Source organism: Heyndrickxia acidicola (genome assembly GCF_001636425.1).
Lineage (GTDB): Bacteria > Bacillota > Bacilli > Bacillales > Bacillaceae_C > Bacillus_AE > Bacillus_AE acidicola.
The window spans coordinates 4,283,165-4,295,741 of sequence record NZ_KV440953.1 but is presented as its reverse complement, the minus strand read 5'-3'; the positions used below and the strand labels follow the sequence as shown (position 1 = coordinate 4,295,741).

General features: G+C 36.9%; 13 protein-coding genes. 4 read left to right on the top strand and 9 right to left on the bottom strand.

The genetic code is table 11. The features are described from left to right. Positions 1–2: 2 nt before the first annotated feature. Together A5N88_RS20000 and A5N88_RS19995 are read right to left on the bottom strand one after the other, a co-directional pair. Positions 3–1,205: a multidrug efflux MFS transporter gene (locus A5N88_RS20000; protein WP_066269300.1), complete on the bottom strand. Its 1,203-nt coding sequence runs from the start codon at positions 1,203–1,205 to the stop codon at positions 3–5. Between the two features lie 172 nt (positions 1,206–1,377). Further along, on the bottom strand, positions 1,378–1,950 hold the full coding sequence (locus A5N88_RS19995; RefSeq protein WP_066269299.1) for a cysteine hydrolase family protein: 573 nt from the start codon (positions 1,948–1,950) through the stop codon (positions 1,378–1,380). A gap of 121 nt (positions 1,951–2,071) precedes the next feature. Here A5N88_RS19995 and A5N88_RS19990 point away from each other — a divergent pair, with 121 nt between their 5' ends. Continuing rightward, positions 2,072–2,680, top strand: coding sequence for a TetR/AcrR family transcriptional regulator (locus tag A5N88_RS19990; protein WP_066269298.1), 609 nt, complete (start codon positions 2,072–2,074; stop codon positions 2,678–2,680). 70 nt (positions 2,681–2,750) lie between these two features. On the opposite strand, the gene A5N88_RS19985 is transcribed toward A5N88_RS19990, so the two are convergent. The 4 genes from A5N88_RS19985 to pdxR all read right to left on the bottom strand — a co-directional run bounded on the left by A5N88_RS19985 (position 2,751) and on the right by pdxR (position 7,144). After that, positions 2,751–3,017: a hypothetical protein gene (locus tag A5N88_RS19985; RefSeq protein ID WP_066269296.1), complete on the bottom strand. Its 267-nt coding sequence runs from the start codon at positions 3,015–3,017 to the stop codon at positions 2,751–2,753. A 76-nt stretch (positions 3,018–3,093) separates the two neighbouring features. Beyond that, on the bottom strand, positions 3,094–3,327 hold the full coding sequence (locus A5N88_RS19980; RefSeq protein ID WP_066269294.1) for a hypothetical protein: 234 nt from the start codon (positions 3,325–3,327) through the stop codon (positions 3,094–3,096). A gap of 1,440 nt (positions 3,328–4,767) precedes the next feature. Further along, positions 4,768–5,292, bottom strand: a complete 525-nt coding sequence (locus tag A5N88_RS19975; protein WP_157090736.1) for a hypothetical protein — start codon at positions 5,290–5,292, stop codon at positions 4,768–4,770. A gap of 400 nt (positions 5,293–5,692) precedes the next feature. Beyond that, complete coding sequence (gene pdxR, locus A5N88_RS19970; protein ID WP_066269290.1) at positions 5,693–7,144, bottom strand: MocR-like pyridoxine biosynthesis transcription factor PdxR; 1,452 nt, start codon at positions 7,142–7,144, stop codon at positions 5,693–5,695. A 135-nt stretch (positions 7,145–7,279) separates the two neighbouring features. On the opposite strand from pdxR, the gene A5N88_RS19965 reads away from it, so the two are divergent. Beyond that, a complete protein-coding gene (locus A5N88_RS19965) occupies positions 7,280–7,897 on the top strand; it encodes a LysE/ArgO family amino acid transporter (protein WP_066269289.1) in 618 nt (205 codons plus the stop codon). Positions 7,898–8,043: 146 nt separating this feature from the next. Here the strand turns inward: A5N88_RS19965 and A5N88_RS19960 are convergent, their stop codons facing one another. Beyond that, a complete protein-coding gene (locus A5N88_RS19960) occupies positions 8,044–8,400 on the bottom strand; it encodes a hypothetical protein (protein ID WP_066269287.1) in 357 nt (118 codons plus the stop codon). A gap of 299 nt (positions 8,401–8,699) precedes the next feature. Between A5N88_RS19960 and A5N88_RS19955 the strand changes: the two genes are divergently transcribed. Next, the gene (locus A5N88_RS19955; protein ID WP_066269285.1) at positions 8,700–9,698 is read left to right on the top strand and encodes a DUF3231 family protein; all 999 of its coding nucleotides are present in this window, start codon (positions 8,700–8,702) and stop codon (positions 9,696–9,698) included. Between the two features lie 443 nt (positions 9,699–10,141). Here the strand turns inward: A5N88_RS19955 and A5N88_RS19950 are convergent, their stop codons facing one another. Beyond that, a complete protein-coding gene (locus tag A5N88_RS19950) occupies positions 10,142–10,342 on the bottom strand; it encodes a cold-shock protein (RefSeq protein WP_066269283.1) in 201 nt (66 codons plus the stop codon). Between the two features lie 726 nt (positions 10,343–11,068). Here A5N88_RS19950 and A5N88_RS24505 point away from each other — a divergent pair. After that, the gene (locus A5N88_RS24505; protein WP_083953231.1) at positions 11,069–11,224 is read left to right on the top strand and encodes a DUF3934 domain-containing protein; all 156 of its coding nucleotides are present in this window, start codon (positions 11,069–11,071) and stop codon (positions 11,222–11,224) included. Between the two features lie 661 nt (positions 11,225–11,885). Here A5N88_RS24505 and A5N88_RS19945 read toward each other — a convergent pair. Further along, the gene (locus A5N88_RS19945; RefSeq protein ID WP_232317642.1) at positions 11,886–12,380 is read right to left on the bottom strand and encodes a dihydrofolate reductase family protein; all 495 of its coding nucleotides are present in this window, start codon (positions 12,378–12,380) and stop codon (positions 11,886–11,888) included. Between the last annotated feature and the right edge of the window lie 197 nt (positions 12,381–12,577).

Below are 12,577 nucleotides of genomic sequence, written 5' to 3'. Positions count from 1 at the left end.
TCTTAACCTGTCTTTATTTCCACATGCGGCTTTTTATAGATTTTAAAATAGACCCATGCAGCATTGATAAGAAGCAGGGCACTTGTTATATAAAAGATATAGCTGATTCCCAAACGGGCTGCCACCTGCCCGCCAAAGATAGAACCTCCGAATGCCCCCAGATAGCGGGCAGACATGGCAAATCCAAACACTCTTCCAGTCAGCAGTGCAGGTGTTGTCTTTTTGAGGAGCGTATTGATAGCCGGAATCAACCCTGCGGATGCCAGCCCGAATAAAAAGCGGAGTACGATTAACTGCCAGGGATTTGTCACTAAGGCCTGCGGGATAAACAGAATTCCTGATGCAATAAGGGAAATAAAGATGATTTTTTGAGGGCCGATTTTATCAGACATTCTCCCAAGTCTGGGTGCTGCGATGATATTTGCCAGTCCATCAATCGAAAAAGCTAATCCGGAAATGAGGGCAACATGGCTGGCATGATGGGATAATTGATCAACATATACCGTAATGATCGGCTCAATCGAAAAAAATGCTCCACTGATAATAAAGAAGCTCACCAGCATGATAATCGTCAAGCTTTTATCAGGAATACGGCTCCAAACCTCTTTGGTTCCGGGAGCTTTATCATTTTGCCGTGTAAAAGATTCCTTTACAAATAACCAGGTTGTCAGAAAGGAGATAAACAATAAAATACCAGTTATATAAAAAACATTCTCCAAGCCTGCTTTCTCTGCGATGAAACCGCCGATCATCGGTCCCAATAAAGACCCCGCAATATTGGACGTCGAAATAGCCCCTAAAGCCCAGCCCGTATGTTTTTCATCCGTTTGTGTGGCAATTAACGTAGTACAGGCAGAGCCATAGCCTGAAATCACTCCGAGCAATATCCTCAGCCCTATCAGTTCATAGACATTTTTGGAAAAGCCCATAAAAAAAATCACAATGGCCATGCCTAGACTTGCCCGTAATAGCATCGGCTTCCTTCCATATTTGTCAGCGGCATAGCCCCAAATCGGGGAGAAAATAGCGGAAATAATAAAGGTTGAACCGAAAGCAATTCCTGAAAACTCGGAGATTAAGCCTTGATTGTGAACGCCAAGATGTTTTATATAAATAGGCAGTATCGGGGCAATCTGACTCATTCCCACACCCGCTGTAAACATCCCAAACCAGCATACGATTAAATTTCTTTTCCATATTGGCATATGCCATTCCTTCATTTCTGTCCTAATTTATGACACTGTGCGTTAACGATTCGAACATATGGATAGGCTCTGTTCCTCCTGCCTGTTGGCCGCCATACCTTTTGGCCCAGATTGGCATCGAGCTTTAACAGAGCCTATGCAAAAGGGATCTCGCTTAGATCCCCATGTTTGTTTATTTCAATGTTTCAATCCAGGCATCCACGCTTACTACATCGGCTTGACGCGGAAATACCTTTTCTGTCAGCACTCGGTGAACCTCAGCATCCGGATCAAAACATGCGTCCTCCAGTACCGTAATTTTGAAATCTTTATCTGCTGCCTCACGCAGGGTGGATAGCACAACACCGCTTGTAGAAATGCCGCTGAGAACAATCGTATCAATATTTTGTGCGCGCAGGATCACTTCAAGAGTACTCCCTGCGAATGCACTTACTCGATATTTCGTGATAATCGGTTCGTTTGCTTCCGGTTTGACGAGCTCGTGAATTTGGGTGGCTTGATCATGAACGGTCATCGCTCCGTATTTAGAAATGGCTGAGAAAGCCTTGTTATTTGGGCTGATTTCCGGATAGCCCTCACTAAACCCAACTCTGACGAAGATAACCGGTATAGAGTTTTCACGGGCTGCTTTTATCGCTTTCTGATAGGGGGCGATAGCTTCTTCTAGATTTTCTCCTAAATGCCGTATAATTCCGTTTTGTAAATCCATTACTAATAATGCGGTTTTATTATTTTGATTCTGCATGTGTTGTAAACTCCTTTTCTCTGGGTTACTATTAAGCGGAGAACTCTCTCACTTATATTAAACGGAGACTTCTCCGTTTGTCAATATACCAATCAATGATTGTATTTGGAGTGATGGTATTGTGAAAGAAGAAAATAAGTTTTTTACCCGTACAGAACGCCGTGACGCTGCGGAGAACCGCCAGCGCATATTGGATGCAGCTCTTAAATTATTTGAGGAAAGCGATGTTGGAGATGTCAGTATGAACCAGATTGCCACTGAGGCCCAGATTAGTCCTGGGACGCTGTATCGGAGATATCGAAACAAAGGGGAGCTATGTCTTGATTTAATGAAGGACAATGTTGTCCTCTTATTCGAAGATATTGAAGCTTATTTAGAGGAAACACGGACAGAGCCAGCCTGCGTCCGGTTCAAGGGGGTTCTCGGTTTTTTTATCCGCTTCAGGGAAAATAAAGCGCAGCTGCTGAAAGGTGTGGAGGAATCTGCCTCTGGAAACAAAAGTAAAGCGCTGGCGAGCAGCCCTCTATATCACGAATTGCACCAAATATTTTTTACCCTTTTTGAAGAGATGACGGACAGCGATTCGACCAATGTGGACAATAACTATAGAGCCGATATGCTGCTGATGGCATTAAGAAGCGATTCCTATCTGTTCCAAAGAGAAGTGCGCGGCCATTCGCCTGAAATGATTTTGGAACAAACCTATTTAACGTTCATTTCTCCCCGATGAATAGAAAGCGTAGCTTGAATCTTTATATAAAAAGGTTCCCTAATTGGGGAACCTTTTTTCAGCCTGGCAGTTACTTAAATAGGAGAACAGCAATTATCGCCAACAGTATCAGCAGATTGAGCCAAACTGTATATTTTATTATGAATACAGCCCAGACCTTTTGCTTTCCAACGAAGAAAAGAATAAAGGCAAGAAATGACAAACTGGCAATTCCCTGGAAAGCTTCTTCGTTTATAAAGAATAAAATGGAGTTAATTAAACCGCTCACAATAAATAAACAAACATATACTTTATGAATGGCTGTTTTTCTTTTTCTCCCACTTTCCAATTGATACATTGCTGCACCTCAAGATAGACTTTTACATTACTTTTGAAATAATTAATTTCATTCTAAAGGTGAGTGCTCTTTATTACTAATCACTAAAATCCTTAAAAAGAGTCTCTATTTCTTCCCCATCATAATACTCCCGATCACTAATAAATTTTTCAATTTCTACTGTGCCATCCTCCATAAACTCAATCTCCCAGCGCTGACCTGGAACAGCTACTTCAACCATGACAGCTTCCTCTCTTACTTTATTAAGCCTATAGTAGATATGCCTGTCCTCCAATTTATTAAGAAACTGAATGAAATCTCTAATCTCCATCACAACCGCCTCCTGTATGATAGGAAGAAAATGATACCTTCTACTCTATAAGTCTGTCTTTCTAATCTGCTGTTTGAAGGATTTCCTTCTGCTTTCTTTTTCTTACTGGCGTTTTCGTGTCCTGGACTTTACTCCACTTTCATTTAAAACAGCATTGAGATTTAACTAAAACATTGGGAGCGTATTGGTCTTCCTGCTAATTGACATTTGCTTCAGGCACTGCTTTCCGCGGTCAGCCGGGAGGCCTTCTTGTGCACCTCTTGTTGATCTCCTTACCCCTGCTTTTCCCGCTGTAGTCTCTTTCACTTCAATCAACATTGCATGCAGATCAATATTGGAGCAATAGAGACAAGGGTAGTGCCCTAATCATCCTGCTGGTGCACTCGCTTTCCGCGGGCGGCCGGGAGCCTCCTCGTCGCACGCTCCTGCGGGGTCTCCCTTTGGCCAGCTTTTCCCGCAGGAGTCTCGTGCCTTCTGCTTCAATCAACATTGGATTGATATCAAAATTGGGGCTTAAGAGAAACATGGCTAATGCCCAGGTCTTCCTGCCGATTGATTTTCGTTTCAGGCAAGTGCTTTTCTATGTATCATAACAGGATTTTCGAAAATTCATCAGGTTAACAGTAACTTTTTCAGATAAAAAGATCGCATATCACTAACGGGCTCTGTTATTTGTCACGACATTAAACAGGTTGATTTATATGAGAGCCAATTGTATATGAATTCGACACTCATGTTTAATTAGTGTAAAGCGGTAAGTATGGAATTCACACTAAACTTTGAATAGGAAAATGCACACCGAATTGTAAGGATATACTAGTTGTTGTAACCCTGCAATTTCACCTGCATTTAATAAATAAATCGTCTTAAGCAAAATGGTTAAACCGAAATTAGTTATGGAATACAATGGATATTAATATTGAAGTGAAATAAAGATTGTGAAATAGCGTACTTAAGCTGAACGAAGCAGTTTAGTTGTGCTAGGATGAAATTGTGGGCTTTTATAGAAAGAGGAGAGATATGAAAACTTGGCGTTTTTATTACTATTTTATTTACTTTATATTAGTATTGCTTATCATTGTTTTATATGATTATTTTAGTTATAAATGGTTAAATTGGATTGATACTATTGTGAAATCTTTATTCTCGTGTTTATTCGTATTGATAATCACTTGGCATCGCAATAAGGTAAAAAAGAATGACTAGAATCAAAACTTCTTCAACTATAGGGTGCAAATGTGAATTTGAAAAGGTTGCTGCGGCAGCCTTTTACTCTTATTGAACTAAAAAAGCAGTTTAGCTGAGGAACAGAAAAGTAACTTAAGACGATTATGTGGAAATGACTATAAAAGGAGCCATCAGACTCCTTTTAATTTTGCGTTAGGCTCTTATCATATAGTTTGTTGTATTTTGACCGTAATTTTCCCCTTTAGAAAAAGCCTATCCGTGATATGCACCCCATGGGGAATGTTCTATCTTTCCATAACGAGCTTGATATGCGAACGTTCCGAATAACGCACCCAATATTATTAGTAAAGCGATAATTTTTAAAAATTTCATCCTTTGTGATTTCACCGGTTTATTTTCACGAGCTCTATTTCCATCTCGTATAGATTCATCTCGTGTATAATCTAAGTGATTTTTAAAATCCAAAATTTCACCAAGATCAATAAAATTTAGTCTCAGTTCCCTATCCATCATTCTTGCGAATTCTACTTCACCCCACTTTTCAAATTGTCCAACTAACTCTCGAAAAACATTAAGCTTACAATGAACTTTATAAATCGTTTTATCCACAAGTTCATTTTTAAATTCTAAGATTTCCCCATAGTCTTGCATATATAATCTAACTTTTTCTTCTGTATCTCTAATAAATTCTGTTTGTGACCAAAGATTACTGAATTGCTTCACCTTCTCAAATGAAATCCCAATTTCACAATAAAAATCCAATGTCATTTGCCCCAAAGCTTCACCAGCTTTCTAACCTATAAATTCTTTTATAAATTCTCTACATTAAATGTAATCCGAAATATATTGTTTTTTTTGTAAACCGAACTTCATTCAACATCCATTATTAAAAACAATAAATTTTCCGTAGTCTTTTAATAATAAATCAGATAAAAATAAAACACTACATATAATACGCGAAACAAGGATTTATACTTTAGTATTTAATCGGTATTGGAGCAGGATAGCGGGAGGCGTTCCACAGTGGGTAGACCGAGGACCTTGAAAATAAGCAACTAACTAAACAATGGATTATAAATTTTGGCTCTATTAAAGAACTCAGTTGATTTTCTTCTTTAACTAACGTGCAGGTTAGTTTAACAAGGAGTTGAGAAAATAAGGGCTTCAAAAGAAGCCCTTATTTGGCTATTGTTTTTACAATTTTTGATAAACGTTGAAGACCATCATGTATATTTGGGAGAGAAGCAAATGAATACGAAATTCGTAGATATTGTTCAACTTGAGTATCATAAACATTTCCTGGATTAAGTAATATTCCTTCTGTAAGTGCCATTTCAAATAATTTTCTCATAGAGAGTGACGGTAATATACGCAACCAAATATAAAATCCTCCAGATGGTTTATCCCAAACTGCAATATCAGAAAAATACCGGTTCAAAGTATCTAAAGTAAAATCTCTTCGAGTTTTCAGTTGTTTTCTTACTTCATTTAGATGTTTATAGTAAAGCCCACTGGAAAACCACTCTACTGCTGCCCACTGTGATAAAGAACTAGAACCATAATCGGTTTGCATTTTAATATCTGCTAAGTGCTCAACTACTGGTTCTGGACCAACAATCCATCCAATACGAAGACCAGGACTTAAAGACTTAGATAAACTTCCCAAATAAAGTACAAGTCCATTTTTGTCAAATGCCTTAATTGGCTTTGGTGGATTTTCATCAATCCATAATTCTCGGTATACATCATCTTCAATTAAAGGTAGTTGTTCTTGTTGACAAGTATCCAGCAATTGTTTGCGTCTTTCCATAGTCATTAAGGTACCAGTAGGATTATGAAATGAAGGAATGGTATAGAGTAAAGCAGCTTTTTGTTGTTTTTTATATTGTTTAATAAGATTGGCTCGAATTCCTTTTTTATCCAGAGGGATACCAGTTAAATGCATACCTGCTGACTGGAAGACATTTAAAGAATGAAGATACGATGGCTTTTCTGTTAATACTGTAGAGCCCTTATGCAATAAACCAACACTAATAAGCTGTAGGGCTTGTAATGCACCTGATACGATTAAAATCGAAGAAGGAGAAGCAGAAATCCCAAAAGTCTTTAAATAGTTGACTATTTGTTCTCTTAATGGCAGCAGCCCCTTTGGCTCTTCATATCCATAAGAAATTTCTCTATTCGACAATTGATGAAAAATTTTTTTCATTGATGTGCTTGGAATAAGATTTGGCGACAATTCACCAGTTCCCAAGCGAATTATATTAGGAATAAATTCAGCTTTATTTATTTCTTGAATCGTTGGCAAGTTGGGCTGGTGAGTCCCTACCTTTACATATGAATTCCAATCGGGTGGAGGGGTAGTAGCTAACAAGTTCCATGTATTGTTTACTACTCTGGTTCCACTGCCGCTTTTTCCCTCAATAAGTCCGTCAGCTAATAATTCATCATATGCAGTTACAACTGTACTTCTATTTACTCCTAACTCTTTTGCTAAAGTACGTTGGGGAGGAAGCCTATATCCTATCGTCCATTCACCATTTGATATTTTTTCTTTAATAAAATCAGTTATCTGCTTATGTAACGGTACTGGCGATGATTTATTTGGTTTCCAATCGGTTGTAAACATCAAAAAGTTCTCCTTTTTGTAAACTATTATATTACTTGGTTGGTTTGAATTCCATCCAATTGGTTGGAGACAAAGACATAATTTCAAAATAAAATAAGACTCGTTGAATAATAAATAAGGAAGGGCGTACTTAGGATGTTAGAACCATTTTTTCATGGAATTATTCTTGCACTAGGGCTGATACTTCCTCTTGGTGTCCAAAATGTTTTTATTTTTAATCAAGGGGTATTTCAGCCACGTTTTGTTAATGCATTACCAGCTATCATAACAGCTTCTTTGTGTGATACCCTCTTAATCCTGGTATCTGTTTTAGGTGTTTCATTTGTTATTTTAGGTTCATTTTGGATAAAAATAATTTTAATTGGGACAGGTTGTATTTTTTTAATTTATATGGGATGGACCACATGGAATAGTAAACCAAGTAATGAAAGAGAAGTAAGTGCGAATAAATTTTCTTTAAAGAAACAAGTATTTTATACAGTATCTGTTTCATTACTGAATCCTAATGCCATCATGGACACAGTAGGCGTAATTGGAACAAGTTCTTTAAGATACCAAGGAGACGATAAAGTAATCTTTGCTTTTGCTTGTATTTTGGTTTCATGGATTTGGTTTTTTGGACTTTCACTAATTGGTCGAATAAGTGGAAAACTTGATTCATCTGGTAAATTTTTGTTGACATTAAATAAAATATCAGCCCTAGTTATGTGGGGGGCAGCAGTCTATCTATTGTTTACTTTATTTAGGAAATAGCACAAGTTAATAGGGGGAAAGGGAAGATTGTGAAAAGATGTACTTAAGCTAATGGGTGCTTTACTTTAACAACAAATGAGCTGTTTCGGCAGTACTTTTTCATTAGTGTTATTAAGCTAAAAAAGCAGAATAGATTAAGAAGAAGTTTATCCTGGAATAGCAGGAATATGATTTCTTGTATTTGGTTCGTCGTTTATAAATGTAATGTTTATTGAACCTATTATTTCTTTGTCTTCATTGCCTTTTACAATATTTTCCTGAAAGTTCTTAACTATTTCATTGCTCTCTTCAAATAATTTAAGCCCATTTTGATTAAGTAATTGTAATAATTCTCTTACCCCTCTAACTTCTATTTCAAAGTTTATGACAATCATTTTATTTGAATACATTGTATGATTTGTAACCCAACCAGCACATTTTGATATAATGCTAACTGCATAATCAATCATTTCATATCTATTTTCTCTTGTGAATCCTTTTATTCTTATAGCTCTTGGTAACATTAAATCACCTATTTCCGCTCATATTTGTTTTTATGAAATTATACTACGAATTAAGTTAATAAAAAAATAAAAGAAAATATAATTACTTCTTATTCAATTAACGGGTGCTTGAGTTAAACAGTGGGGTTGCTGCGGCAATCCCATTTCTTATTCGACAAACGAAGCAGTTTAGTACAATAGGAAGTCAATTCTTTTATGTAGTTATTAAGGAGTTTTAAATAACAATAATAAGTAGGGATATTATTCCTATGCAAGTGAGAGAATAAAAAATAATCATTAAAAATGGAGTGATTTTCTAAATGAGTTCTCCTGAAAGTGTTAAACTTACTTCGTCGGAAATGGCTTCCTTGTGGAGTGAATATATCGGTCACACTCATAATAGTTGTGTTTTGCAATACTTTATTGCAAAAGCAGAAGATATTGAAGTAATTGATGTTTCTAAAAAGACCTTTCAAATTGTAGAAAATCTTAAGGAAAATACTAAGCAGATATTACAATCAGAAAATGTTCCAATTCCAATAGGGTTTGGTAGTCAGGATGTTGATGTTAATGCTCCGAGACTATTTTCAGATTCCTTTTTTTTAAAGTACATAAAGAATTTATCAAGAGTAATGGTAGTATCTTGTGGTTTAATGTATACATTGTCTACTCGTAAAGATATTAGAGAACATTTTAAGAATAGCTTATCAAAAGCAACTACAGTTTTTGATGATGTTAGTGATGTTTTGTTAGATAAAGGGTTATATACAAGACCCCCATTCATTGAACCGCCGAAGAAATCGGACTTTGTTGAAGATAAAGATTATCTAAATGGTATAAATTTGTTTGGAAACCAAAGATATTTAAACGCAGTTGAAATATCTCATTTATATGGAAACATTGAAGCAAATGTAATAGGCAAAGCGTTAGCCAAAGGTTTCGGTCAAACAGCAGATTATAAAGAAGTTCGTGAATTCATGCAAAAATCAGCAGATTTATCTGATAAAATTATTAATGAACATACACAATTTTTAACAGGTAGTGACCTTTCTGCCCCTATGCCAACAGAAACACAAGTTTTTAGCTCCTCACACCCTCCGTTTTCCGATAAATTGATGATGTATCAAATAACTATTTTATCGGCAGCTGGACTTTCTGATTATGCTACGTCATTAGCTACTAGTCAGAGGAATGATTTAAAAAGACATTACTTGGATTTGATAGTTGATACTGCAAAATTAGCAAAAAAAGCTGAATCTCTAATGGTTGAAAATAAATGGAAAGAGCAACCACCTCAACAAGATAAAATAAAATATTAAAGATTGACCACCAGTGTTATAAGTTTAAACTTTCACTGTCTGTATAGCAGACAGTTTTTATTTTTTAGCTGCCGTTTACTTCAGTTAGTTATGAACAAAAAACAAGAGTTTGTGAAGAATTGCACTTAAACTAAAGGGTGCATATGTTAAATAGGACAGGTTGCTGCGGCAGCAGCCTTTTTCTTATGGAACGGGCAGGTTAGCTCAATAGGAATATACATACTTTCAAATTAATTTTTGAATGGCGGATGAAAGCTCAGTATATTGTTAATCAATATGTTATACTGTAGTGAACCTTTAAAGCTTAGAAACATTTTACAGTACCTGTTTTAGATTCCTACTCGATCGTTGAGTAGGTTTTTTTATTTAAGAAAGAATAATCTAGAAATACATAAAAAAACAGGCTCTATTAAATAGGGCCTGTTTGTATAATTTTATTTAGATTAAGCTTTTTGAACGTTAGCAGCTTGATCTCCACGAGGTCCTTGCTCAACGTCAAATGTTACTTTTTGACCTTCGTCTAAAGATTTGAAGCCTTCACTTTGGATAGCTGAGAAGTGTACGAATACGTCGCCTCCATTAGCACGCTCGATAAAACCAAAACCTTTTTCTGAATTAAACCATTTAACTGTACCTTGTTCCATTTTTGTTGCCTCCTAGTGTGTAACCACACAATGTGTTACTATCCTTGCCCAAAGTGATCATCAAGACGAAAAGTCGATACTTATCCTATCCTTTACACCGAACAAAAATAATTCTTTTTTATCATAACAGAAAATGAAAAAGCTTGCAAACTCTTGCGGCTTCGTTGATTTCTTTTAATCATTATATACTTGTACTTAGGGGAAATTTGATAGGTTAGCGAAAAAATTGTGGTTGGAAACCATCGTTATACTCTTCCTAGAAGCTTGTGGTAATAGAGAAAATGGTTTACCCTTTTTTAGGGAGTGAAAATGTTTGAAGGATTTCAGATATTCATTACAAGGGAATAATCGAGTTTGCATAAGAGCCATTGATTGTTCATTCACAATTAAAAGTAATTTATATCAATGGAGCAGCCGGAAAATTTTTTAGAGCTTCCAAGGAAATAGTAATTGGGGTAAGCCCCTTTAGATATATTTCGAGATATTCCTAAATTAGTCATAGAAAAAGAATAGCAGAGGTCTATAATCATCCCGCATTCTTTCTATAGCAGCAAATGCCGATTCAGAATTTCAGTGACAATAACCATTATTGGAATCTTTTTTTCACATTAGTATGGGAGTGTGGAAGGATATTGTTTATTGCAAGATGCTTGGTTAATAACCGGGTAAAATGACTAAAACTAACTCGATAGGTAAATCAATTTAGAATAATAATGGAGTGATTTTATGAGTAAAGCTAAAGGAAAAGGCGGTACAGGGAGAGGAACAGACAAGAAGGGCTGGAATCGTTGGCAAGCTAGTGCAAACAAAAAAAAGAGTGCAAAACCCTATATAAGTAAAGGTACAAAGGTTGTTAAAAATGACCCCACGAGCAATAGTTAAAGTCACTTATCCGACATATAGATGAATGTGGAACAAATACAGCATACGAGGTACCTTTAAGTGGACTATACGGCTGCCAGTATTGGGAGCTGTTTTCTGCTTGCGTTAACAAAGCAGGTTAGTGACAAATAAAAAACTGAGCAATTGCTACTAACGGGTTCGGTTTTGGAGTACAAACAGTGAAATAACATTATAAATAGAGGTTTAATTCGCAAATGAATTAGACCTTTTATTTTTATTGATATAAAAGGAAAATTGATAATTTAACTCACCATTTCGCACTATAATTCGCATACCAATTCACAAGAGTCTGATAGACAACATACTCCTGCGAATTGGTATGTTAAAACGTATGCGAATTGGGTGTGCAGGAAAGGATTCGATAACGTCTGCTTAGCGACTCGATATCACTAAAAAAACTTATAACGATAAACGACATAATTTATATGCAATAGAAACGAGAAAAGACCGATTAAGCTTAATCAGTCTTTTCGGTTCCGAATATTACTTATTAAACTAACGCACCCGTTAGTTGCACAACCATTATTTTATTACAAGACTATGTTAATTCTCAATATTGATTTTCAGCCAAAACTATAACCGCCCCGTTAAGGGCGGTTTATTAAGCTATCGTTTTCCGTTACCGGAATACCTTGTACGGCTATTTCTCCAACTCATAGCGAGCCGCGATAATGCCCGACTTGAGCGTTCGGCTGGACAGCAGCTTGAGCCTGATTTTCTCACCGCCGCCGTCGAAAACCGATTTTCCGCCACCCAGGACGACCGGACAAATTGTAAGCAGGAATTCGTCAATCAGGCCGAGCTTAAGCAGCGTCTTCGCCGCTCCCGGGCTGCCGAAGATAACGAGATTTTTGCCGGGTTGCTCCTTGAGTACCTTGATTTCCTCTGCGATATTGTCCTTGATCAGCATTGTATTGTTCCATTCCACCTTGTCCATCGTGCCGGAAATGACGATCTTCTTAACATCCTGGAGCCATTTGGCATGCTCCTTTTCATGCCTCGTTGCATTCGGATCTTCCAGCACTGTGGGCCAGTAGCTCTCCATCATGCGATACGTCGTCCGTCCGTAAACGGGAACTCCTACTTCGGCTACGACCTCCTCAGCGTATTTCTCAAATTCCTCGTTGTACGGAATCCAATCGAGTCTTCCGTTCGAATCCGACGCATACCCGTCCGTGACACATGCATGAACAATACTAGTTTTCTCATGTTCGTTTCTCCTCCGATTTCGAATTTATTTTGTACGATTTTTTTGGCCGTTGGCCAGCGTTTCATCATGCTGTTACGTTCATTATAGGTCATTACGTTACGTAAGATTCAAGTGGAAATCTG

Bases quoted from the DNA above. Each gene is read 5' to 3' on its own strand.
- A5N88_RS20000 (WP_066269300.1), bottom strand. From the start codon at position 1,205: ATGCCAATATGGAAAAGAAATTTAATCGTATGCTGGTTTGGGATGTTT.
- A5N88_RS19995 (WP_066269299.1), bottom strand. From the start codon at position 1,950: ATGCAGAATCAAAATAATAAAACCGCATTATTAGTAATGGATTTACAA.
- A5N88_RS19985 (WP_066269296.1), bottom strand. From the start codon at position 3,017: ATGTATCAATTGGAAAGTGGGAGAAAAAGAAAAACAGCCATTCATAAA.
- A5N88_RS19980 (WP_066269294.1), bottom strand. From the start codon at position 3,327: ATGGAGATTAGAGATTTCATTCAGTTTCTTAATAAATTGGAGGACAGG.
- pdxR (WP_066269290.1), bottom strand. From the start codon at position 7,144: ATGTTTACAACCGATTGGAAACCAAATAAATCATCGCCAGTACCGTTA.
- A5N88_RS19965 (WP_066269289.1), top strand. From the start codon at position 7,280: ATGTTAGAACCATTTTTTCATGGAATTATTCTTGCACTAGGGCTGATA.
- A5N88_RS19960 (WP_066269287.1), bottom strand. From the start codon at position 8,400: ATGTTACCAAGAGCTATAAGAATAAAAGGATTCACAAGAGAAAATAGA.
- A5N88_RS19955 (WP_066269285.1), top strand. From the start codon at position 8,700: ATGAGTTCTCCTGAAAGTGTTAAACTTACTTCGTCGGAAATGGCTTCC.
- A5N88_RS19950 (WP_066269283.1), bottom strand. From the start codon at position 10,342: ATGGAACAAGGTACAGTTAAATGGTTTAATTCAGAAAAAGGTTTTGGT.
- A5N88_RS24505 (WP_083953231.1), top strand. From the start codon at position 11,069: ATGAGTAAAGCTAAAGGAAAAGGCGGTACAGGGAGAGGAACAGACAAG.